At 63.7% G+C, this 20,428-nt stretch carries 24 protein-coding genes; 11 read left to right on the top strand and 13 right to left on the bottom strand.

Annotated elements, in window-relative coordinates; all coding sequences use genetic code 11:
• Positions 1-220: 220 nt before the first annotated feature.
• The 4 genes from G0P99_RS15765 to dnaQ are packed head-to-tail and all read left to right on the top strand — an operon-like array spanning position 221 to position 2,955.
• Entirely contained in the window at positions 221-820 is a 600-nt protein-coding gene (locus G0P99_RS15765) for a nucleoside triphosphate pyrophosphatase (protein WP_164131445.1), read from the top strand.
• Positions 817-1,650 carry a shikimate dehydrogenase gene (locus tag G0P99_RS15760; protein WP_164131444.1) on the top strand — a complete coding sequence of 278 codons (834 nt, stop codon included), beginning with the start codon at positions 817-819 and terminating at the stop codon, positions 1,648-1,650. Before G0P99_RS15765 ends, G0P99_RS15760 begins: the two co-directional genes overlap by 4 nt.
• Entirely contained in the window at positions 1,647-2,240 is a 594-nt protein-coding gene (gene coaE / locus G0P99_RS15755) for a dephospho-CoA kinase (RefSeq protein ID WP_164131443.1), read from the top strand. Before G0P99_RS15760 ends, coaE begins: the two co-directional genes overlap by 4 nt.
• Complete coding sequence (gene dnaQ, locus G0P99_RS15750; RefSeq protein ID WP_164131442.1) at positions 2,233-2,955, top strand: DNA polymerase III subunit epsilon; 723 nt, start codon at positions 2,233-2,235, stop codon at positions 2,953-2,955. The genes coaE and dnaQ overlap by 8 nt, the downstream gene beginning before the upstream one ends.
• A gap of 25 nt (positions 2,956-2,980) precedes the next feature.
• Here dnaQ and secB read toward each other — a convergent pair whose 3' ends face one another.
• Together secB and G0P99_RS15740 are read right to left on the bottom strand one after the other, a co-directional pair.
• Positions 2,981-3,499: a protein-export chaperone SecB gene (secB, locus tag G0P99_RS15745; RefSeq protein WP_164131441.1), complete on the bottom strand. Its 519-nt coding sequence runs from the start codon at positions 3,497-3,499 to the stop codon at positions 2,981-2,983.
• 54 nt (positions 3,500-3,553) lie between these two features.
• Entirely contained in the window at positions 3,554-4,060 is a 507-nt protein-coding gene (locus G0P99_RS15740) for an FxsA family protein (protein ID WP_164131440.1), read from the bottom strand.
• A 108-nt stretch (positions 4,061-4,168) separates the two neighbouring features.
• On the opposite strand from G0P99_RS15740, the gene G0P99_RS15735 reads away from it, so the two are divergent.
• The 4 genes from G0P99_RS15735 (at position 4,169) to G0P99_RS24550 (ending at position 7,631) form a co-directional block, all read left to right on the top strand.
• The gene (locus G0P99_RS15735; RefSeq protein WP_164131439.1) at positions 4,169-4,825 is read left to right on the top strand and encodes a Tim44/TimA family putative adaptor protein; all 657 of its coding nucleotides are present in this window, start codon (positions 4,169-4,171) and stop codon (positions 4,823-4,825) included.
• Complete coding sequence (locus G0P99_RS15730) at positions 4,822-5,862, top strand: murein transglycosylase A (protein WP_164131438.1); 1,041 nt, start codon at positions 4,822-4,824, stop codon at positions 5,860-5,862. Before G0P99_RS15735 ends, G0P99_RS15730 begins: the two co-directional genes overlap by 4 nt.
• A complete protein-coding gene (locus tag G0P99_RS15725) occupies positions 5,862-6,452 on the top strand; it encodes a Smr/MutS family protein (RefSeq protein ID WP_164131437.1) in 591 nt (196 codons plus the stop codon). Before G0P99_RS15730 ends, G0P99_RS15725 begins: the two co-directional genes overlap by 1 nt.
• Positions 6,453-6,605: 153 nt before the next feature.
• Positions 6,606-7,631, top strand: coding sequence for a hypothetical protein (locus tag G0P99_RS24550; RefSeq protein WP_203583132.1), 1,026 nt, complete (start codon positions 6,606-6,608; stop codon positions 7,629-7,631).
• 30 nt (positions 7,632-7,661) lie between these two features.
• On the opposite strand, the gene G0P99_RS15715 is transcribed toward G0P99_RS24550, so the two are convergent.
• The 3 genes from G0P99_RS15715 to hslU form a co-directional block, all read right to left on the bottom strand.
• On the bottom strand, positions 7,662-8,765 hold the full coding sequence (locus G0P99_RS15715) for an alpha/beta hydrolase (protein ID WP_164131436.1): 1,104 nt from the start codon (positions 8,763-8,765) through the stop codon (positions 7,662-7,664).
• Positions 8,766-9,005: 240 nt separating this feature from the next.
• The gene (locus tag G0P99_RS15710; protein ID WP_164131435.1) at positions 9,006-9,446 is read right to left on the bottom strand and encodes a hypothetical protein; all 441 of its coding nucleotides are present in this window, start codon (positions 9,444-9,446) and stop codon (positions 9,006-9,008) included.
• 118 nt (positions 9,447-9,564) lie between these two features.
• Complete coding sequence (gene hslU, locus G0P99_RS15705) at positions 9,565-10,872, bottom strand: ATP-dependent protease ATPase subunit HslU (RefSeq protein WP_164131434.1); 1,308 nt, start codon at positions 10,870-10,872, stop codon at positions 9,565-9,567.
• Positions 10,873-11,063: 191 nt separating this feature from the next.
• On the opposite strand from hslU, the gene G0P99_RS15700 reads away from it, so the two are divergent.
• Together G0P99_RS15700 and G0P99_RS15695 are read left to right on the top strand one after the other, a co-directional pair.
• Positions 11,064-11,453, top strand: a complete 390-nt coding sequence (locus tag G0P99_RS15700; protein ID WP_164131433.1) for a DM13 domain-containing protein — start codon at positions 11,064-11,066, stop codon at positions 11,451-11,453.
• A 231-nt stretch (positions 11,454-11,684) separates the two neighbouring features.
• Positions 11,685-12,299 carry a WYL domain-containing protein gene (locus G0P99_RS15695; protein WP_164131432.1) on the top strand — a complete coding sequence of 205 codons (615 nt, stop codon included), beginning with the start codon at positions 11,685-11,687 and terminating at the stop codon, positions 12,297-12,299.
• Between the two features lie 25 nt (positions 12,300-12,324).
• Here G0P99_RS15695 and hslV read toward each other — a convergent pair whose 3' ends face one another.
• Positions 12,325-12,882 carry an ATP-dependent protease subunit HslV gene (gene hslV, locus G0P99_RS15690; RefSeq protein ID WP_164131431.1) on the bottom strand — a complete coding sequence of 186 codons (558 nt, stop codon included), beginning with the start codon at positions 12,880-12,882 and terminating at the stop codon, positions 12,325-12,327.
• 194 nt (positions 12,883-13,076) lie between these two features.
• Between hslV and G0P99_RS15685 the strand changes: the two genes are divergently transcribed.
• Positions 13,077-13,271, top strand: coding sequence for a DUF1127 domain-containing protein (locus G0P99_RS15685; protein WP_164131430.1), 195 nt, complete (start codon positions 13,077-13,079; stop codon positions 13,269-13,271).
• Positions 13,272-13,346: 75 nt separating this feature from the next.
• Here G0P99_RS15685 and G0P99_RS15680 read toward each other — a convergent pair whose 3' ends face one another.
• The 7 genes from G0P99_RS15680 to trxA form a co-directional block, all read right to left on the bottom strand.
• The gene (locus tag G0P99_RS15680) at positions 13,347-14,108 is read right to left on the bottom strand and encodes an Asp/Glu racemase (RefSeq protein ID WP_164131429.1); all 762 of its coding nucleotides are present in this window, start codon (positions 14,106-14,108) and stop codon (positions 13,347-13,349) included.
• Positions 14,105-15,187 carry a histidinol-phosphate transaminase gene (locus tag G0P99_RS15675; RefSeq protein ID WP_164131428.1) on the bottom strand — a complete coding sequence of 361 codons (1,083 nt, stop codon included), beginning with the start codon at positions 15,185-15,187 and terminating at the stop codon, positions 14,105-14,107. Before G0P99_RS15675 ends, G0P99_RS15680 begins: the two co-directional genes overlap by 4 nt.
• Positions 15,184-16,833, bottom strand: a complete 1,650-nt coding sequence (locus tag G0P99_RS15670; RefSeq protein ID WP_164131427.1) for a hydantoinase B/oxoprolinase family protein — start codon at positions 16,831-16,833, stop codon at positions 15,184-15,186. Before G0P99_RS15670 ends, G0P99_RS15675 begins: the two co-directional genes overlap by 4 nt.
• Complete coding sequence (locus G0P99_RS15665) at positions 16,830-18,929, bottom strand: hydantoinase/oxoprolinase family protein (protein WP_164131426.1); 2,100 nt, start codon at positions 18,927-18,929, stop codon at positions 16,830-16,832. Before G0P99_RS15665 ends, G0P99_RS15670 begins: the two co-directional genes overlap by 4 nt.
• A 240-nt stretch (positions 18,930-19,169) precedes the next feature.
• The gene (locus tag G0P99_RS15660) at positions 19,170-19,532 is read right to left on the bottom strand and encodes a Lin0512 family protein (protein ID WP_164131425.1); all 363 of its coding nucleotides are present in this window, start codon (positions 19,530-19,532) and stop codon (positions 19,170-19,172) included.
• A complete protein-coding gene (locus G0P99_RS15655; RefSeq protein ID WP_164131424.1) occupies positions 19,529-19,879 on the bottom strand; it encodes a Lin0512 family protein in 351 nt (116 codons plus the stop codon). The genes G0P99_RS15660 and G0P99_RS15655 overlap by 4 nt, the downstream gene beginning before the upstream one ends.
• Positions 19,880-20,070: 191 nt before the next feature.
• Positions 20,071-20,391 (bottom strand): thioredoxin, encoded by a 321-nt coding sequence (trxA, locus tag G0P99_RS15650; protein ID WP_164131423.1) that lies wholly within the window; start codon positions 20,389-20,391, stop codon positions 20,071-20,073.
• Positions 20,392-20,428: the final 37 nt, after the last annotated feature.

Below are 20,428 nucleotides of genomic sequence, written 5' to 3'. Positions count from 1 at the left end.
GTTAAACCTTGATCACCTGAGTGGACAATCCAAGGGCGGCCGAGGTCTTTACCGGGAAAACCCGTTTTCTCCCGCCGGCACGGGTTATCCTTACCCCAAAAGGACGGAAGTCGGGCGACTCCCCCGGGAAACACGCGTTTTCCCCGGGGTTGCGTGTCAAGCCGAAAAGAATGAAAACCCTTGCAAGCCAAATCAACGCCTTGCCCACGGGGTTTTCCACATGACTGTCCCCTTGATCCTTGCATCCGGTTCCGAAATCCGGGCCAGGCTGCTGGAAAACGCGGCCATTCCATTTACCAGGATCGTGCCGCGTGTTGATGAAGAAACCGTAAAATCCGCGCTTGTGGCCGAGAGCGCGCCGCCGCGCGACATCGCCGACGCTCTGGCCGAGCTCAAGGCGCGCAAGGTCAGCGACAAGAATCCCGGCGCCATGGTGATCGGCTGCGATCAGGTGCTCGACTTTCAGGGCAGGATGCTGTCCAAGCCCGACAGCCCGGACACCGCGCTGGCGCAACTCAAAGAGATGCGCGGCCAGCGCCACATGCTGCTGTCGGCGGCGGTGATCTGTCAGGATGGCCAGCCGATCTGGCGCCATGTGGGACAGGTGCGGCTCAGGATGCGAGAGATGTCCGACGCCTATCTGTCGGGATACGTTAACCGCAACTGGGAGAGCATCCGCCACGCGGTCGGCGCCTATAAGCTCGAGGAAGAAGGTGTTCGGCTTTTCACCACCATTGACGGGGACTATTTTAACGTTTTGGGTATGCCCATGTTGGAACTACTCAACTTTCTGGCGATGCGCGGGGTGATAGAAACATGACGGACAGCCGAATTCCACTGGCCGGGGTGATCGGGCACCCGATCGCGCATTCGAAATCGCCCCGCCTGCATGGCCATTGGCTCAAGACCTACGGGATCAACGGGCATTACATCCCGATGGATGTCGCCCCGCAGGATCTGGTGCAGGTGATCCGCACCCTGCCCAAGGCCGGGTTTGTCGGCGTCAACGTCACCATTCCACATAAAGAGGCGGTGATGTCCGCAGTCGATCAGATTACCGACCGGGCCACCCTGATCGGCGCGGTGAACACGCTCACCTTTCGCGAGGATGGCCGTATTCTGGGCGACAATACCGACGGCTACGGATTCATGGAAAACCTGCGCAGCGGTGCACCCGATTGGGATCCGAAATCAGGCCCGGCCGTGGTGTTCGGCGCTGGCGGCGCGGCCCGTGCGGTCATTACCGCCCTGGCCGAGGCTGGCGTGCCCGAGATCATCGTCACAAACCGCACCCGGCCCCGCGCCGAAAAGCTGCGCGACGATTTTGGCCAGCGCGTTACCGTGACCGATTGGGTGCAGGCCGGAAACGTCGTCGAAGACGCGCGTCTGGTGGTCAACACCACCTCGCTTGGCATGATTGGCAAACCCGAGTTGCGGGTTCCGCTGGATGGGTTGCGTCGCGACGCCGTTGTGACCGATCTGGTCTATACCCCGCTCAAGACCCGCCTGCTGGCGACTGCCGAAGAGATGGGGTGCACCACGGTGGACGGGCTTGGCATGTTACTGCACCAGGCGGTTCCCGGGTTCGAACGCTGGTTCGGCGAACGCCCCGTTGTCGACGCGGCAACCCGGGCGGCCGCCCTCAGATGACATTTGTACTTGGCCTGACCGGCTCCATCGGCATGGGCAAGTCGACCACGGCGCGCCTGTTTGTCGAAGCGGGATGCGCGCTTTGGGATGCGGATGCCGCCGTTCACCGGCTCTATTCACCCGGCGGCGCGGCGGTCGAACCGATGCGTTCCGCCTTCCCCGATGCCATTTTGAATGACGCGGTCAGCCGTGATGCGCTCAAGGCGCTCATCGCCGCCGACCCATCGGCGCTGAAACGGATCGAATCTATCGTTCATCCCCTGGTGGCGCAGGATCGCGCGCGATTTCGCGAAACCGCAACCGCCGACATCCTCGTCTTCGACATTCCTCTGTTGTTCGAAACCGGCGGCGATGCGGCGATGGATGCCGTCGCCTGCGTCTCGATCCCGCCTGACGAGCAAAAGGCCCGCGTGATGGCGCGCGGCACCATGACCGAGGCCCAGTTCGAGCAGATCCGCGCCAAGCAGATGCCCAATGACGAAAAATGCGCCCGTTCCGATTTCGTCATCGTGACCGACACACTGGACCATGCCCGCGCACAGGTGCAGGATGTGGTCAGGCAGATACGGGCAAGGCAAATCGATGCGTGAGATTGTTCTCGATACGGAAACAACCGGTTTCGATCCGGAAACAGGCGACCGCATTGTCGAGATTGGCGCGATTGAGCTGTGGAATCACGTTGCCACCGGCGAAACCTATCACCAATACATCAATCCCGAACGTATGATGCCGGCCGAGGCCTTTGGCGTGCACGGTATCGGCCCCGATATTCTTGAGCCGCCGCAACAGCCGCAGCCCGGACAGGTGACGCTCAAGGACAAACCCGTCTTTGCCCGCGTCGGCCGGGCGTTCCGCGACTTCATCGGTGATGCAAAACTGGTGATCCACAACGCGGCGTTCGACATGAAGTTCCTCAATGCCGAACTGCGCTGGATGGGGCTTCCAGAGATCCCCTTTGACCGCGCCATCGACACGCTGGCTATGGCGCGGCGCAAGTTTCCGGGCTCGCCCGCAACGCTGGATGCGCTCTGCCGCCGCTTTGGCATCGACAACTCGAACCGGGTGCTGCACGGCGCGCTTCTCGATTCAGAGATTCTGGCCGAGGTCTATCTGGAACTGATCGGAGGAAAGCAGCCGGATTTCGGCCTGTCCGCTGTGGCCAACACTGGCGCAGGTCCGACCGAGACCTGGCGCGCCTATCCGCGTCCCGCCCCTTTGCCGTCCCGCCTCACTGAGGATGAGCGCGCGGCGCACGAGGCGTTTGTCGACAAACTCGGCGACAAGGCGGTGTGGAAACGCGCCTGACCCCGGGCCAGGCGCGTAAACAGGATCAGGCGTCGGCCTTCTGTTCTTTTTGTGCCTGCGCGGCGGCTTGCTGGCGTGCCAGCTCGCTGCGGTACAGCGCCATAAAGTCGATGCTGTCCAGGTTCAGCGGCGGGTAACCGCCGTCGCGGGTCACGTCGCTGACGATCCGGCGCAGGAACGGGAACAGCATGCGCGGGCATTCGATCAGCAGGAACGGATGCAGCTGCTCGTTCGGCACGCCCTCGACGTGGAAGATGCCGCAATAATCCAGCTCGAGCAGGAACAGCACATCATCCATGCCTTTGGCCTTGGATTTGATGTTCAGCTTGATCGACACTTCGAACTGATTGTCAGCGGTGCGCTTTTTGGCATCCAGCGAAACCTGCACGCTGACATCGGGCTGAACTTCGCCTGTTGCGCCACGCTGCGCCATGACATTCTCGAAAGACATGTCGCGGATGAACTGCGTCAGAACCCGCATCTGGATCTGGGGCGGTTGCTGGGGTGCGGCTGCTGCGTCACCCTGGGCTTCGTTTTCGGCCATGAAATTCCTCCGGAATGATAATTCGCACATGCTTAGCAGCTAGGCCAGATCACCTCAATGCCGGTCGGGCCCTTCGACCCAGCCGGATGGGCCGCTGTCCCGCCTGCGCGGTTGCTGAACCTCTTCCCATTCGCCATCGATGACGTCACCCCCGCCGCCATAACTGCCGCGCGGGCTGTCAAATCCCGCTCTCGTCCCCATCTGGAACTGGGTCACCGTCACGCGCGACCGAACGTAACGGAACACCGCCACCCGCACCGCCGGAATCAGCAGGGCAAACCCCAGCGCATCGGTGAAAAAGCCGGGCGTCAGAAGCAGCGCGCCGGAAAACAGGATCATCGCCCCATGCGCCAGCGGTTCGGTCGGATCGTCGAGATCCGAGAAAGCCCGCTGCAATTGGCCCATCGCCATGCGACCTTGTGTCCGCACCAGCCATGTGCCCAGAACAGCGGTCAGCACCACTATACCCAGCGTCGGCCACAGCCCGATCAGGCCGCCAACCTGAATGAACAGGGCAATTTCGATGATGGGAACCAGCAGAAATGCCAGAAACAGGTACATGTGCTTTGCCCTTTCGCTTATCCTCGGCTGTGGACTTGACCGGATCGGTTCCCTACATAGTGACCGGAAGCGAAACTTACAAAGTTTCTTGCCTGAGACGAGGACACAATGAACTCACCCCTGATCCAGCTGCTTGTGCTGGCCGGCATCGCGATATTCCTGATCCTGCGCCTGAAAAGCGTGCTGGGCACCCGCGAGGGTTTCGAAAAGCCACCCGTGCCACAGCAGCCCGAAACCCGCGCCCGCCGAGATTTCGAGGTGATCGAGGGTGGACCCGATCGCGACATCACCGATCACGTGCCCGAAGACAGCCCGCAAGCCCAGGAGCTGGCCGCCATGAAGCGGGTCGAGCCCTCGTTCTCGGTCACCGATTTTGTTCAGGGCGCCCGGGGCGCCTATGAGATGATCGTGATGGGCTTCGAACGCGGTAACCTGAAGGAAATCGAACCCTTCCTGGCCGAGGACGTGTTCGAAACCTTCGTCAACGTGGTTGCCGCCCGCGAGGATCAGGGTCTCAGCATCGAGGCCGAATTTGTCGGCGTCCGCGAAACCGCGATCCAGAATGTCCACTTCGACAAGGACAGCAACCGTGCCGAGATCACCATGCGCTTCATGGGTGAACTGACTTCGGTCGTGCGCGATCGCGGCGGCGATATCGTCGAAGGCAGCCCGACCGCAGTCAAACGTCAAAAGGATGTCTGGACCTTTGCCCGCGTCATGGGCAACGACGACCCCAACTGGTTGCTTGTTGCAACGGACGCATGATTGGCGCGCTCCGGTCGGCAGTTCTGGCAGGAGCCATCCTGACCGCCCAGACCGGAGCGGCTGAGACGATGCACACGATTCTCACCTTCGACTCGTTGGATGGATGGGCTGCGGATGATCATGCCGCGGCCCTTTCGGTTTTTACCAACACCTGTGACACGTTCGATGATCCCGACTGGCGGGCGCTCTGCGCCATGGCCCGGGAGCAGACCCCCGACACCGCGCGCGCCTTTTTTGAGCTGTTCTTTCGCCCCGTGTTGATCGAGGACGGCCAGGACTGCCTGTTCACCGGCTATTTCGAGCCCGAGCTGACCGGATCGCGGTTTCCCACGGCGCGGTTTCGCTACCCGCTCTACAGGATGCCGCCCGAGGCGCGCGAGGCGAACCCCTGGCTCGACCGGCGCCAGATCCTGACCTCGGGCGTGATGGACAATCGCGGTCTGGAAATCGCCTGGGTCGATGACCCGGTCGAGCTGTTCTTTCTCCAGATCCAGGGTTCAGGGCGGATCCGCCTGCCCGACGGTCAGACCCTGCGTGTGGGCTACGGCGGCGCTAACGGTCATCCCTACCGCTCGGTCGGGGTAGAGCTTGTGCGGCGCGGCGTCTATTCGGCGCATCAGGTCAGCGCCGAAGTGATCAAGAACTGGGTGCGCCGCAATCCCGAAGCGGGCCAGGAATTGCTGTTCCACAATCCGTCTTATGTCTTCTTCCGCGAATTGCGCCACGTGCCCGCCGATCAGGGGCCGCTTGGCGCGATGAACCGTTCCGTCACGGCGTTGCGGTCGATCGCGGTCGATCCCGCGCATACGCCGCTGGGCGCGCCGGTCTGGATCGAAAAGAACGGCCAGGGCAAGATGCGCCGCCTGATGGTGGCACAGGATACCGGCTCGGCGATCAAGGGCGCGCAACGGGCCGATATTTTCTTTGGCACCGGCGATGCCGCTGGCCGCGCGGCCGGCACCCTGCGCGATCCCGGCCGCATGGTGGTGCTCCTGCCCATCCAGCGCGCCTATGCCCTGTTGCCGGACGGGCTCTGATGACCCGGCGAAAACTGACAAGGGACGAGGTGGACCTCTGGCGCAAGGTGGTCCGGCAAGCGGACAGGCTGCACCCCGAGCGTGTGGATGGGGTACATCCCCAGACGCTGCCAAAACCAAAGCCAACCAAACCTCTGCCGATGTCCTTGGAACCGTTTGAATTGGGACAGGCGGCGCGCGCCACTCCGGCCCGCCATGCGCTGTCCCCCTCGATCACCGACCGGCTGTCGCGCGCCCCGGTGCAGATGGACCCAAAGGCCTATACAAGGATGCGCCGGGGCAAGCTGAAACCCGAGGGCAAGCTGGACTTGCATGGCATGCGGGTCGATGCGGCCCACCCCGCGCTGGTGCGGTTCATCCTGACCGCGCAGGCACAGGACCGGCGGCTGGTACTGGTGGTCACCGGCAAGGGCAAGGACCGGGACGAGCCGGGGCCGATTCCCACACCGCGTGGTGTATTGCGCCACCAGGTGCCGCAATGGTTGTCCCTGCCGCCCCTGGCACAGGCGGTGCTACAGGTCACACCAGCCCACCTGAGCCACGGCGGAGACGGGGCATATTACGTATACCTGCGCCGCAGACGACAATAAGCGCAACAACGCCCTCTTTGTTTCCCATACAGCAACTATCGCTGTTGCCGGTTACGGAAAGAGCGAATTTTCGACAATTCATCCGATCTTCGATATACAGTGGTATAGAGGGTCAGTACCCGACCCTAGAATTTCCGTCTGGGGGGATTGGAAATGCCTGTTGATACTTTTGAGTTCAGCGTTTTTCGTGAAACCGATTTGATCATCAACGGAAGAACGAATTTCTTCCTTCGCGACACGATCAGGGTGCCGGAGGCATCCACTGTCACGATTACCGTAACCGATGACGATGGCGTGTTGTCCGGCGACAACGACACGGACGAGGTCGCCGATGACGACAGCGGCCAGGAAGCCACCATCATCGACTCCGACGGCAACGAGCTTGGCAGCGGCGGCAAGATTTACGGCGAGGTCTATTATTGGGTCAGCGACGACGCCGGCAACCGTTACATGCTGGTCGAGATCGAACAGGAAGGCACCGCCGCGGATTTCTTTGCCTTCGTCACCGATTTCGGCATTCCCGATCCCGGAACCGAACTGACGGTGGATCGAAAGGTCAATATCAAGGACAACACCCTGCTGCCGGAATACCAGACGCTGGCCGCGACGCTTGCCGATCCGGACCCCGATCCGGAACCGGACCCCGATCCCGATCCCGATCCGGAACCGGACCCCGATCCGGAACCGGACTACACCTTCACCGCCTTCAACGAATTTGACCTGACCCTGGAGGGCCGCGAGAACCTTTTTGCGGGGTTCAACATCATGCTGCCATCCGCCCCCACGGTGTTCATCAGCGTTGACGACGACGATCCCTATCTGTCCGGCGATAACCTAGTCAACGAATACGCCGACGACGAAACGGGCCAGGTCGCGGCGGTACGCAACGCTGCGGGCGAAGAGATCGGCAATGGCGGACAGATCTTTGGCGAGGCGTATTACTGGGTCAGCGACTCCGCCGGCAACCGCTACATGATGATCGAGATCGAACAGGAAGGTTCGGCCGACGACTATTTCGCCTTCCACACCGATTATGGCCTGCCGCCATCCGGCGTCGAACTGTTCGTCGAGGTGAAATACAACATCAAGGACAGCAACTTCTTGCTCGAATACGCCAACATGAGCGTGGGCGAGGCCCCGGCATTGGCAGAACTCGATGCGGGAGACGCGATCCTCTAGCCCTGCCCGGCGGCGAGCGATGGTTCAGACTCAGCGTGAACCGCCGGACAGATCGACGCCAAGGTATTCCTCGGCATAGGTCACGATCCCGGGAAACGCGCGCTCCAACGGCAGACCGCCGGCTTCGAACAGGTTTGTCATGTTGCGGGCATCGGCGATCATCGCCAACAATGTGGGCGAGGTGGCGGCGACGAAATGGCCCGATTCCGCCTCGTCCGAAAACTTGCTGGTGTCGATCACCGTCACCGGCAGATCGGCGATCAGCGCCGCGGAACTTATCTGCCCCAACCGCTCGCCGCTCTGCTTGCCGCGCAGCCTGCGCGACAGGTTCAGCACGTTGTCCTTTTCCGACGCCATCACCACAAAGGGCTGCGGCACCTCGGCCAAACGGCTCAGCTGGCTGCGGAACACGTCCAGATCCAGATCGGGCGAGATCAGTACGACACCATGCAGATTACGCGCCGCCCATCCCGGTTTCTGCAAGTCGATCTGGCGCAGCGCTTCCATCAACAGAAACGACCCCATCGAATGCGCCACGACGTTCAACCGGTCCAGATCCGACGCGCCAAGCCGCAACAGCACCTCTTCCAGCCCGTCCCGCGCAAACACCACGCTGTCGCCGTCATAGGCATAGGCCAGCGCGTGCCCCTTGCTGGGCCAGGAATACACCATCAGCACGCCCGGCATTTCGATGTCATGGGCCAGTTGCGCAGCCCGGTAAGCGGTTTCGGTCTGAGTCGAGTTGAACCCATGGATGAACAGCGTCAGTTCGCGATCGCCCCGAGGCCGCCCCACCAGTTCCTCGCGCAATCGCGCGCCGAACTGCTCTGGCTGGTCGAACACTTTCTGCCCCGCCAGGATGAACTGCTTTTCGGGGTTGGCGCTGCCATATCCGAAATCCAGACGCCCCGGGCGGCGGTCAGGCGGGATCGACACGGTCAGTTCCAACAGGCTCAGCCGGTCTGCCCGATCCGGGCCAAATGACCCGTCCGCCTCTTGTACCCGGGTTGTGGCCGCAAACACGGTTGCCGCCGTGCCAACCTGCAAGGCGTCCGGTGTCACCGGGGTATAAGACCGGTCGGTACAGCCCGAGACAATCGAAACCAGAACAACAACCAGGGTCGCAACACGCATGGGCTTCTTCGTGGCGGGCGGATCCGCGCAAAGGAGTTAAGACGCCGGGAACCGGAATCCTGTCGGTTGGGCCGGGACCGTCCGGCCCTTTTGCACCCGCCCGTTCACATAGTCGAAGGACCCGCCAACCGCTACCTTTATGTGACAAGTTGCCCTTGGTTCGGGCACAATCGCAATCGGGCGCCGACCCGGGTCGCCGCCGCGGCGGTTTCCCGCCGGTGCCTAGATCGCGTCGTCAGATCACGGAACGATCTTTTTCTTGCCGGAATCGTAGTTGCCCCAGATGACGGTGGTCGTCTTGCCGCCTACCGAGACGTCGAAGCGGTAACTTGAATTCTTGCGCCCGCCCGTCGTGTTGCAGGGTGGCCGGAAGCCCGAGTTGACAACCGTCTGACCCGAGCCCGAGGATTTCACCCGTACCGTGTTATGCTCTGTGACATCCCGCTTGCCGTGGACGTCATACATCCGGACCTTGATCTTGGTCCCGGCCACCGCGCTGTGTTTCAGCACCAGTTCGGGTTGCGCGCCCTTGCCGCCGATCTTGGAACACAGGTTGGCGGTTTTCATCGGGGCAATCGAAACGCCGGTCAAATCAAACTTGCTGTTCTGCGCCTCGGCGCTGGCAGACAGAAGAGCGGCGCACAAAACGGCTGTGCCGAAGCCGGACAAGGTTCTAATCATGGGTCGTCCAATCTGGATATCGAAAATCAGGTCTCAGGATACCGGTACGATACCCGCCTCACCTGAAAAATCCAGATCGAATGGCGGCTGGCCCAGCACGGGCCAGCAGCATTCAACACTAAAGTACGTAACGGCTCAGATCGGTCGACCGCGCCAATTCGCCCAGATTGGTTTCGACAAATGCGGCATCGACCGTCACCGCCTCTCCCGCCCGGTCCGGCGCGGTAAACGACAGCTCCTCAAACACCCGCTCCATCACGGTATAAAGGCGCCGCGCCCCGATATTCTCGACGCTTTGGTTCACCTCGGCCGCGATCCGGGCCAGCGCCGCGATCCCGTCGGGGGTAAAGGCGACCGTTACCTCCTCGGTCCCCATCAGCGCGGTATATTGCCGGGTCAGCGCGTTGTCGGTCTCGGTCAGGATGCGCACGAAATCCTCTTCGGTCAGCGCCCTGAGTTCGACGCGGATCGGCAACCGCCCCTGCAATTCCGGAAGCAGGTCGCTGGGCTTGGCGATATGGAACGCGCCGCTGGCGATGAACAGGATATGGTCGGTCTTGATCGGCCCGTATTTGGTGCTGACAGTGGTGCCCTCGATCAGCGGCAGCAAGTCGCGCTGCACGCCCTCGCGGCTGACATCGGCGCCGCGCGCGTCCGAACGGGCACAGACCTTGTCGATCTCATCGAGGAATACGATGCCGTTCTGCTCGACCGCTTCCAGCGCGGTGCGGGTGACCACCTCGTCATCCAACAGCTTGTCTGCCTCTTCCCCGATCAGCACCTCGTAACTGTCGGCCACGGTCATCTTCTTGCGCGTGGTGCGCCCGGCAAACGCCTTGCCGAAGAGATCGCCCAGGTTCATCATCCCCATGTTCGCGCCGGGCTGGCCCGGGATCTCGAACATCGACATCGGGTTTCCGGTATCGGCCAGTTCCAGCTCGATCACCGTATCGTCCAGCTCGCCTGTCTTCAGCTTCCTGCGGAACATCTCGCGCGTGCCTTCGCGGGCATCCTCGCCGGCAATCGCCTCGATCACCCTATCCTCGGCCGCCTTTTGCGCCCGTGCCTTGACCTCGTCGCGCATGTATTCGCGGGTCTGCATGATCGCCGCATCGGCCAGATCGCGGATGATCTGTTCGACATCGCGCCCGACATATCCCACCTCGGTGAACTTGGTCGCCTCGACCTTGATAAAGGGCGCGCGCGCCAGTTTCGCCAGACGGCGGCTGATCTCGGTCTTGCCCACGCCGGTGGGGCCGATCATCAGGATGTTCTTCGGGTATACCTCGTCGCGCAGGTCGTCGGCCAACTGCTTGCGCCGCCAGCGGTTGCGCAGCGCCACGGCAACGGCGCGCTTGGCGTCCTTCTGGCCGATGATGAAACGGTCAAGCTCCGAGACGATCTCGCGCGGGGTCAGGTCGGTCATGTGCTCTCAATCTCGTTGTGTCAGCCCGGAACCTAAGCATGGGGGCCGAAAACACAAGCCGGTCGGGCGACGTTCACCGCAGGACACGCGCTTTCAGCTATGCGTGAGGGAGCCTTTCCGCATGGCGAGCGCCAGCTTACGTCTCGCAGTGCGCATCAGACGCTAAGTCCAACCAAGGGAATTCACCACTCATGATCACCCGTCGTTCTTTGTTTGCCACCGCCGCCGGCGTTGCCGTGGCGCTTGCTTCCAGCACCGCCGCCTTTGCGGGCGGGGCCAAGGGTCATTTCGAAGGCCGTTCCAACCATGTCACCTCTGGCTCGGTGAAACTGGTTAAAGATGGCGAACGCTATGTTGTCGAACTTGGCGACGATTTCTCTCTCGATGGCGGCCCGGATCCGCGCGTCGCCTTCGGCAAGGACGGCCAATACGATCCGGACACCAAGCTTGGCGCGCTGCTGTCGCTGACCGGAAAGCAGCGTTATGCGGTGCCGCCGACCTGGGACGTTTCCGCCTATAACGAAGTCTACATCTGGTGCGACGTGGCCGGTGTGCCGCTGGGCGTTGCCAAAATTCACTAACGGGCGCCACCACTCACTCTCTCCGCCCGCGAGGCCGCGCCCCTGGCGCGGCCTCATTTCATGCGACAATCACATCGATCATCCGGTGCCGGACCAGGTTTGCTATCCTTGGTCTTTGTATCATGCGCGCATCACTTGGGCCTCAGCAGTTCGCGTTGCACTCAAACAGCTCGACCCAGGCAGACCGATCCGGCATACAAGCGGCTTTTTTGCGATGTACAGGAACAGGACATGTCCTCCTCAGCGATCATACCGCCAGACCGGGCGTTCACGCGGCGCGAATTGGCGTCCCGCCTTGTCAGCGGTGCAGCGGCGCTGGGTGTGGGGGCATCGGCCGCATCCGCTTCCGGTGCTCAGGCTGGCCTGCAACTGGATCTGCGCGATGCCGCCTTGCGGGGGCTGGCCCTCGCGCATCATCGCGGCGATCCGGTTGAAACCGCCGCCGCCAATGCCGCCATCGCCAATCTTGCGGTCACCGACCCCGAAGCGGCGCTGTTATGCCGCCTTTATCGCAGGCTCGATGAGCGGCCCTCGGCCTATTGGCGCGCGGACGCGCCCGCCGCCGATCCGTCGAACCTAGCGCTGGTGCACATGGCCATCCGGGAGTGCCGCCCGATCGCCTTTGGCTATTGCGACCTTTCGGACAACGAAACCGGGCGGACCGTGTTGCCGCTGGCTCTGGTACATCCGCCCCAAGGGGTGAAACTGCTGGCGTGGTGTCAAATGCGCGCGCGATTCCGGCAGTTCTTTGTGCGGGCCATGCGCGAACCAGTCCTGCTGCCGGGCGACTTTTCACAACAAAGGGTCGAACTTTTGGCCGGTCTCGTCGACAAGGAAGACGCCTGAGCCAGCCGGCTCGGGCGTCTTGGAATTATTTGACGATCTTCTCGACCGTCAGATTGCCGTTGGTATAGACGCAGATATCGGCGGCAATCGCCATGGCGGCGCGGGCCACCTCTTCGGCGCTCTTGTCGCTGTCCATCATCGCTCGCGCGGCGGCCAGCGCGAAATTCCCGCCCGAGCCGATGGCCGCCACGTCATGTTCTGGTTCCAGCACGTCGCCCGCGCCGGTGATCACGAACATGTCCTGCCCGTCGCTGACGATCAGCATCGCCTCCAGCTTTTGCAGGTACTTGTCTGTGCGCCAATCCTTGGCCAGCTCGACCGAGGCGCGCGCCAGCTGTCCCGGCGTTGCCTCCAGCTTGGCCTCCAGCCGCTCCAGCAGGGTGAACGCATCCGCCGTAGACCCGGCAAAGCCCGCCACCACCTGATAGCCGCCGGGGCTCAGCCGCCGCACCTTGCGGGCGGTGCCCTTGATCACGGTCTGGCCCAGGCTGACCTGGCCATCGCCCGCAATCACCACCTCGCCGCCCTTCTTGACGCCGATGATCGTGGTCCCGTGCCAGCCGGGGAACTGATCGTCTGCCATGTCTGCCTCCATCCTGTGTTGCGCCCGTATATGGGCCGTCCCCGGCGCAAGGGCAAGTTATGCGTTTTGCCCAATCGTTATGCATTGGCTGCAAAGCGGGACTGTAAACCGGGCATTTGTAAGACTCAGGGTCTTCTCCTACATGAGCCTCACAACCGACGCAGGGTCGGCTGTTTCAATCTAGGAACGCGCAAATGGCATATACCACCAGCACCACAGCGCCGCTCGGAGCAGTCACCGTTCTCCGCGTGGTGGACCTTTTCATCTCGGCAAAAGACGCCGTCGTCTCGTGGAACGAGAGCCGTCTGACCCGCAAGGCGCTGTCGGTCCTGACCGACGCCCAGCTGGACGACATCGGCCTGACCCGCGCCGACATCGCCAAGCTCTGATCAAGTCCCATGGCAGACCGATAGAAGGGCCGCTCGAAACCGGGCGGCTTTTTCTTTTGGCGGATCTGCACCCGTTCAAGCCGCCACACCCGCCTCCAGCCGCGCCAGTTCCAGCAACCGGCCATAGCCCGCCACCGGCTCACCGATCCCGGCCATCTGCATCGCCTGGAACGCCATCGCCTGGTTCGAGGTGATCACAGGCTTGCCAACCGCCTGTTCCAACCGCCCAATGGTCTCCACGCTGCGCATGTCGGTGCAGGACAGCACGATCGCCTGCGCCTCCGGGTGATCGGCGGCAAGTCCCAGATCAAACACCCGGTCCGGCCCCATTTCGCCCTGCCCGTAATTGTCCAACGTCTCGGTCACCTCGGACCGCGCCACGGTTTCAAACCCGGTTTCGCCCAGAAACCCCACCGCCATGTCGTTGATCGCCCGCACATAGGGCGATGCAAAGCCGATCCGCGTCACCCCCAGTGTCGTCAGCGCATGCACAAGCGCGCCCGCAGCCGTCACCGTCGCCGCGCCGCTTTCGGCCCGGATCCGCGCGGCCAGGTCCCGGTCGAACGCCGGGCCATGGGTCAGCGTCGCCGAGGTGCAGCCATACAGGATCACATCCGGCCGCACCCCTTGCAAAAGGTGCAGCGGTTCGTCCAGATCGCTGGCGCCCAGCCCATGCATCTGCTCGGCATCGGGAATCTCGTCCTGATCATACCCGCCCAGCCGCGCGAAATGCAGCGACACGCCGGACGGGCGCAACAGCACCATATCGGGTTCCAGATTCGTATTGGTAAAAGGCACCAGGATCCCGAACCGGGCCCGCCCGCGCGACTCTGTCATGTTGTTTCCTTTCTCGCCCAATGTTCCAAAATCTCTGCCGTGGCCTCCATCGCCCCAGCCTGCCCCACGGTCGCCCGCAGGCAATCGCCCAACCCGACCCCGCCTTGCGGCCGCAGGATGATCCCCACGGCGCGCAGCGCGGCGTCGGCCCCTTGCGCCCTGTCAGGGTCACCCAAGCGGATCAGCGCGAAATTGGTATGGCTTTCGGGCACGTCGAACCCCGATTGCCGCAACCGCCCGGCAAAGCTGTCGCGCATTTCCGCCGTCAGCGCGCAGGTCTCGCGCATATACGCCTGATCGGCCACCGCTGCCGCCGCCGCCGCCTGACTCGCCGCCGGGATATTGTTGGGCGACATGACCTTGCGGATCACGCGCGCCACCGCAGGCGGAAACAGGCCCCAGCCCACCCGCGCCCCCGCCAGGCCATAGGCCTTGGACAAGGTGCGCAGCACAACCGTGTCGCCGCGCGCGACCAGATCGAACATCGGCTCGTCCAACCCGTCGGCGAACTCGCCATAGGCTTCGTCGATCACCAGCAACACGTCACCGGGCAACCCGTTGCGCAGCCGCAGCAGATCGGCCCGCGCAATTCGCGTGCCGGTCGGGTTGCCGGGATTGGCGACAAAAACCAGCCGCGTGTCGGGTCGCACCGCTGCCAGCAACGCATCCACCGACACCTGTCTGTTGACCTCGGGTGCCGTGTCATACCGCGCCCGCGCCAGCAGCGCGGCGGTGCGAAAGAACGGATAGGCATGCGCGGGCGCCAGAACAGCATTTTCCGGATCGGCATAGGCGCGTGCCAGACAGGCGATCAACTCCATCGAACCACTGCCGCACAGGATATCCCCCGCCGCGATACCATGCACTGGCGCCAGCGCCGCCCGCAGGTCCGACCAGTCGGGGTCGGGATAGAGATGCCCGGCCTCCAGCGCCCCCGCTGCCGCCCGGATCGCCGCCGGGCTGGGCGGGCGCAGGCTCTCGTTCTGGGACAGCGACACCAGCCGCTTGCCTTCGGGCGCCTGCAACTGTGCCAGCGCATAGGCGGTGATCGCCGCCACATGGGGAACCGGGCGGATCATGGCTCTACCCCGTAGATATCGCGCGCGGCCTCAGCGCTGATCAACCCTTCCGCCAGATCGCGCAGAACCTGCGCCCGGTCCCGCTCTCCCGCTGGCCCGAACCCACCCCCGCCCGGCGTTTCAAAGATCAGCGTCTCGCCCGCCGGCACCCGGATTTCGCCCTTGCCGGGCAGGTCTGCCCCATCCTCGCCAATACGGATGCGCCCGGCGGCCCCGGTGCCACCGCCCTGCCGCCCGCGCGCCGGGTTCAGCACCCGTTCGACCGACAGGAACAGCATCACATCCTCATCGGTGGCCGAGCGCATCTCGATCCACTGGCCCAACCCGCCGCGCAGCCGTCCGGCACCGCCGCTGTCCTGCCGCAGCTCGCGCCGGGTGATCAGCACGGGCGCCACCGCCTCGGTGGTTTCCACCTGCGATCCCCACACGCCCGAGGGGAAGGCCGTGGCCGATAGCCCATCCAGCCCCGGCCGCGCCCCGGTTCCGCCGCTGAACACCAGTTCCAGTGCGAATTGCGTGCCACCGCGCGCCACCGCCTCGGGTGTGTGCCTCAGCGGCAGGTCATACATACACGACGCCCCTTCGGCCGGAACCCTGCCCGGCAGGGCCTGCGACAGGCAGCCATAGACCAGATCGGGCGTCATCTGTCCCAGCGTATGCCGCATCGCAACCGGCGCCGGATGCCGCGCGTTCAGGATGCAGTTCTCCGGCCCGCTCACATGGAACGGTGCCAGCGACCCGGCATTGTTGGGAATCTCTGGTCCGATGATGCAGCGCAGCGCAAACACAGTGTACGCGGTGGCATAGTTCAGCGGTACGTTGATCCCCTTCCGCGACAGGCCCGAGGTGCCGGTGAAATCCACCTCCACCCGGTCGGCCGAGACCGTCAGCGCCGCACACAACTCGATCTCCTGCTCGTACCCGTCGACCTTCAGCGTCGCGTGCCACCGGCCCTGCGGCAGCTCGGCAATGGCCTCCAGCGTGCCCCGGTACGACGTGTCGATGATGTAATCGGCCAGCCGGTCCAGATCGTCGATGCCGAACTCGGCCATCATGTCGGCCAGCCGCCGTGCGCCGGTCTCGCAACAGGCGATCAGCGCATAGATATCCCCCTCGTTCGCCACCGGCTCGCGCGAGTTCGCCTTGACCATCTCCATCAGGAACGTGTTCAGCGCGCCCGCCGCCATCAACCGGCAGGGCGGGATCAGCAGCCCCTCGTCATAGATATCGGTCCCCTCGGGCCCCATGCCCTGCCCGCCCAGGTCCACCAGGTGCGAGGTGCAGGATGTGAACCCCACCACCCGCCCCTTGTAGAACACCGGCATCATCAGCAGGAAATCGTTCAGATGCCCGGATGCGATCCAGGGATCGTTGGTCATATAGATATCGCCGGGCTTCATCTCTTGTATCGGAAAGCGCCCGCGCAAGGTCTTGACCGCCTCAGCCATGGTGTTGATGTGACCCGGCGTGCCGGTCACCGCCTGCGCCAGCATCCGGCCGTTAAGATCAAAAATCCCGGCCGAGATATCGCCGCACTCGCGCACGATGGGCGAAAACGCCGCCCGGATCAGCGCCTGTCCCTGTTCCTCGACCACGGCCAGCAGCCGGTTCCACATCACCTGCAAACGGGTATCGGTCGGTGTCATTGCGCGTCCTCCGCCTTGCGTGTCAGCCATATGTTGTCGCTGCCATCCACCTGCGCGCCGAAATCGGCGCTGACGAATGTCGTGGTCTGCGGTTCGATGATCAGCGCGGGCCCGGACAGGTGATCGCCGGGCTCCAGTGCCGCGCGTTCAAAAACCTCCGCCGCGCGCCAGTCGCCGGTCACGTCGCACAGAATGCACCGCTTCCCGACAGGTCGGGCCGCCTGCCGCCCCTGAACCTGCGGATACTGCCGCAGCGCGGGCGCGGCCGAGCAGACATCCAGCGCCCAGTTCAGGATCTCGATCGTCATCCCCGGCACCGCGCGGCTGAATTGACGGCTATACTCCGCCTCGAACGCGCGGCGCAGATCGGCGATATCCGCCGCCTCAAGTGGCCGGTCCGGCAAGGCGATCTCGATCTCGTGCCCCTGCCCGTGATAGCGCATGAAGGCCTGCCGCCGGATCGTCAGCGGCCCTTCGGGCGCACCGGCCCGGACCACCGCCTGCGCCTCATCTATCATCGCGTCGAAAAACGCGTTCAACCCGCCAATATCCAGCGTATCCAGCGTGTCATAGCGGGACCGCACGATCTCGAACGACACCGGCGCAAACAGGAACCCGACCGCAGACCCGACACCCGGATCGCGCGGGATCAGGATGCGCCCGACCTGTGCCCGCCGCGCCACCCGCGTGGCATGCAACGGCCCGTTGCCGCCAAAGGCGATCATCAGCCGCGCGCCCAGGTCCTTGCCCGATTCCACCGCATGCATCCGGCCCGCGCCTGCCATGTTCTCGTCCACGATCTCGCTGATGCCCCGCGCCGCTGCTGCCGGATCCAGCCCCAGCGGCGCGCCCACATCGCGCATCACGGCCGCCTCCGCTGCCGCCTCGTCGATCTTCAGCCGTCCTTCTGCGAAACGTGCAGGTTCGATCAACCCTTGCAACACATCGGCATCGGTGACCGTCGGCGCGGTCCCGCCCTTGGCGAATGCCGCTGGCCCCGGTTTCGATCCGGCGCTTTCCGGCCCTACCTGCACCCGGCCCAACCGGTCGACATGCGCGATGGAGCCACCCCCTGCCCCGATCTCGATCATCTCGATCACCGGGATGCGCACCGGCATCCCCGACCCCTTGATGAACCGCGCCGCCCGCGCGATCTCGAACCGGCGCGCGGTCTGCGGCCGGAACCCGTCGATCAGGCACAGCTTTGCCGTGGTGCCGCCCATGTCGAAACTCAACACCTCGTGCGCGCCAGTCTCGGCGGCGATGCGCGCCGCCAGAATGGCACCGCCCGCCGGCCCCGATTCGACCAGCCGGATTGGCAGCCGCGCGGCGGTGTCCAGCGTGGTCATGCCCCCGCCCGCCGTCATCATCAGGATCGGACAGATCAGTCCCTCGGCCGTGAACCGCGCCTGAAAATCCGCCAGATAGCTGGCCATCTGCGGCAGGACATAGGCATTGGCGATGGTCGTGCACAGCCGGTCGAACTCGCGCGCCTCGGGGCTCACCTCGTGCGACAGCGAAATCACCAGCCCGGGCAGCGCGGCCCCCAGCATCTCGCGCAGGCGGATTTCATGTGCGGGGTTGGCATAGGCATGCATCAGGCAGACCGCCACCGCCTCGGCGCCGCAGCGCTCCAGCGCGGCGGCCAGCGCCGCAACACCCGCCTCGTCCAGCGGCTCCAGTTCCCGACCCCGGGCATCCATGCGCCCGCCGATGGTAAAGGCGCGCGACCGGGGCACGATCAGATCCGGTTTCACCAGGTCGATATCGTACTGGCTGTACCGCCGCTCATAGGCGATCTCCAGAATATCCCGGAACCCCTCGGTGGTCACCGTCGCCACCTTTGCGCCGCGCCGCTCGATCAGCGCGTTTGTGGCCAGCGTGGTGCCATGGATAAAACCGCCGATCTGGTCCCAATGGGCGCCCGCCTCCTCCAGCACCCGCCGCGCGCCCTCAAGCGCGCCCAGCGTCGGGTTCTCAGGCGTTGTGGGCGTCTTGGTGGTGGCAAGGCTGTGGCCCGCCTCATCGACCAGGACGGTATCGGTAAACGTGCCGCCGATATCTATGGCGATACGACACCCGTTCGTGTTGTGCATGAAAGTAAACCGGAATCAGAAATTGGGACCATGGCCCGTTTTTACCGGACCGCCATCTGCCCTCGGGGCAGGACACCCAATTTTCTGTCAGACGACGAGGTCGCAGCCGGTCGCCCGGCGCCCTGTCTCTGCTGTTCCGAAGTCTTCGCGCATGTTTCAGCACTCACCCGAGTCCGTTGCCCGGATATTGAGCGTGAGGCCGATCCCCTGTCAACGGAAATGAAATCGGCCCCTTAGCGGTCAAGACAGCCGGTACTTGCCGGTCAGGTCGGGCAGGAATGCCTCAACCGCCGCCGTGGCGATCACATGGCGGTTACCGGTCTCGGCGTCCTCAACATCAAGGCCCCCCATGACGGCGCGCACTTCGGCCCGGCCGCGCGGCAGCTCGGCGGCAACGGCGGCGCAATCCACCTCTTCAGGCCGCTGCACCCCGATCGTGACCTGCACCCGCATCTCGGCAGAATCGATCCCCAGTTTCGAAAACAACGTGATCGAGGAATGGTGCAACGCATCCTGCACCGCCCGGCGCGCGGCCTTGGTATAGTCCTGACCATAAAGGTCGTTGCCCGTTCCCATCTCCAGGATCATCCGGCGCTCGGTCATTGCACGGCCTCCATGTCGAACGACACCACCACGGCCGCATTGGCGATCACCGTGCGCCCGCCCCCCTGCGGTTTTTCGATGTCCAGCCCGCCCTGCCGGACGGTGATGTTGGGTTGACCATAAGGGAACACCTCCGCCAGCCGCGCCACATCCACCGCGTCGGGCTTCTGCACCCCGATCTCGGCATCGACGATCATCGCCTGCTTTGGAAAGCCGAACAACTCGGCCATGTTGACCGAGTTGTGCCACAGCGCATCCTTCAGCGCCCTCAGCGCCGCCTCGGTATAGTCCTCACGCCTGAGCGACGAACCCATGCCGAACTCCACCAGCACCCGTGTCTTGGCCATTTCGTTCCTCCGATCTTGCTGCGCCCGATCCTGACCTATCGCGTGCCGGATACCAGCACCAGAACCGGTCCTTGGATGGGGCCAAATTCGCTGTACAAAACGGTCAATCCGGGTGCCAGACCGCGTACAAAACGGTCAAAACGAAAGAAGCGCCCGCTTGGGGCGCTTCTGAATTCCGGGTCTGGCCGGGCTCAGATCGAGCTGTCGATCCAGTTCTGCAATGCCGCTTTCGGCGCCGCGCCGGCCCGGTTCGACACCACCTGGCCATCCTTGAAGATGAACAGCGCCGGAATGCCCCGCACGCCCATGGCAGCGGCCGAATTCGGGTTGCTGTCCACATCGACTTTGGCGATCTTCACCTTACCCGCATACTCGTTTGCCAGCTCTTCCAGCGCCGGGCCGATCTGCTTGCAGGGGCCGCACCATTCCGCCCAGAAATCCACCACAACGGGGATGTCCGAGTTCTTGACTTCGGCGTCAAAGGTTTCGTCGGTGACGGCTACGGTGGACATGATCTGTCTCCTGAATGGGATGCGATGCGCTTGGGTC

It is taken from the genome of Ruegeria sp. PrR005 (assembly GCF_010500245.1).
GTDB lineage: Bacteria > Pseudomonadota > Alphaproteobacteria > Rhodobacterales > Rhodobacteraceae > Ruegeria_B > Ruegeria_B marisflavi.
The sequence above is the reverse complement of the archived record's forward strand: the minus strand, read 5'-3'. Positions and strand labels throughout refer to the sequence as shown.

Excerpts from the sequence above, each read along its gene's own strand:
- G0P99_RS15665 (WP_164131426.1), bottom strand. The coding sequence starts at position 18,929 with ATGCACAACACGAACGGGTGTCGTATCGCCATAGATATCGGCGGCACG.
- G0P99_RS15695 (WP_164131432.1), top strand. The coding sequence starts at position 11,685 with ATGTCCTCCTCAGCGATCATACCGCCAGACCGGGCGTTCACGCGGCGC.
- G0P99_RS15715 (WP_164131436.1), bottom strand. The coding sequence starts at position 8,765 with ATGCGTGTTGCGACCCTGGTTGTTGTTCTGGTTTCGATTGTCTCGGGC.
- G0P99_RS15685 (WP_164131430.1), top strand. The coding sequence starts at position 13,077 with ATGGCATATACCACCAGCACCACAGCGCCGCTCGGAGCAGTCACCGTT.
- coaE (WP_164131443.1), top strand. The coding sequence starts at position 1,647 with ATGACATTTGTACTTGGCCTGACCGGCTCCATCGGCATGGGCAAGTCG.
- hslV (WP_164131431.1), bottom strand. The coding sequence starts at position 12,882 with ATGGCAGACGATCAGTTCCCCGGCTGGCACGGGACCACGATCATCGGC.
- G0P99_RS15660 (WP_164131425.1), bottom strand. The coding sequence starts at position 19,532 with ATGACCGAGCGCCGGATGATCCTGGAGATGGGAACGGGCAACGACCTT.
- G0P99_RS15730 (WP_164131438.1), top strand. The coding sequence starts at position 4,822 with ATGATTGGCGCGCTCCGGTCGGCAGTTCTGGCAGGAGCCATCCTGACC.
- G0P99_RS15760 (WP_164131444.1), top strand. The coding sequence starts at position 817 with ATGACGGACAGCCGAATTCCACTGGCCGGGGTGATCGGGCACCCGATC.
- G0P99_RS15670 (WP_164131427.1), bottom strand. The coding sequence starts at position 16,833 with ATGACACCGACCGATACCCGTTTGCAGGTGATGTGGAACCGGCTGCTG.
- trxA (WP_164131423.1), bottom strand. The coding sequence starts at position 20,391 with ATGTCCACCGTAGCCGTCACCGACGAAACCTTTGACGCCGAAGTCAAG.
- hslU (WP_164131434.1), bottom strand. The coding sequence starts at position 10,872 with ATGACCGACCTGACCCCGCGCGAGATCGTCTCGGAGCTTGACCGTTTC.
- G0P99_RS15735 (WP_164131439.1), top strand. The coding sequence starts at position 4,169 with ATGAACTCACCCCTGATCCAGCTGCTTGTGCTGGCCGGCATCGCGATA.
- G0P99_RS15765 (WP_164131445.1), top strand. The coding sequence starts at position 221 with ATGACTGTCCCCTTGATCCTTGCATCCGGTTCCGAAATCCGGGCCAGG.
- G0P99_RS15655 (WP_164131424.1), bottom strand. The coding sequence starts at position 19,879 with ATGGCCAAGACACGGGTGCTGGTGGAGTTCGGCATGGGTTCGTCGCTC.
- G0P99_RS24550 (WP_203583132.1), top strand. The coding sequence starts at position 6,606 with ATGCCTGTTGATACTTTTGAGTTCAGCGTTTTTCGTGAAACCGATTTG.
- dnaQ (WP_164131442.1), top strand. The coding sequence starts at position 2,233 with ATGCGTGAGATTGTTCTCGATACGGAAACAACCGGTTTCGATCCGGAA.
- G0P99_RS15675 (WP_164131428.1), bottom strand. The coding sequence starts at position 15,187 with ATGATCCGCCCGGTTCCCCATGTGGCGGCGATCACCGCCTATGCGCTG.
- G0P99_RS15710 (WP_164131435.1), bottom strand. The coding sequence starts at position 9,446 with ATGATTAGAACCTTGTCCGGCTTCGGCACAGCCGTTTTGTGCGCCGCT.
- secB (WP_164131441.1), bottom strand. The coding sequence starts at position 3,499 with ATGGCCGAAAACGAAGCCCAGGGTGACGCAGCAGCCGCACCCCAGCAA.
- G0P99_RS15680 (WP_164131429.1), bottom strand. The coding sequence starts at position 14,108 with ATGACAGAGTCGCGCGGGCGGGCCCGGTTCGGGATCCTGGTGCCTTTT.
- G0P99_RS15700 (WP_164131433.1), top strand. The coding sequence starts at position 11,064 with ATGATCACCCGTCGTTCTTTGTTTGCCACCGCCGCCGGCGTTGCCGTG.
- G0P99_RS15740 (WP_164131440.1), bottom strand. The coding sequence starts at position 4,060 with ATGTACCTGTTTCTGGCATTTCTGCTGGTTCCCATCATCGAAATTGCC.
- G0P99_RS15725 (WP_164131437.1), top strand. The coding sequence starts at position 5,862 with ATGACCCGGCGAAAACTGACAAGGGACGAGGTGGACCTCTGGCGCAAG.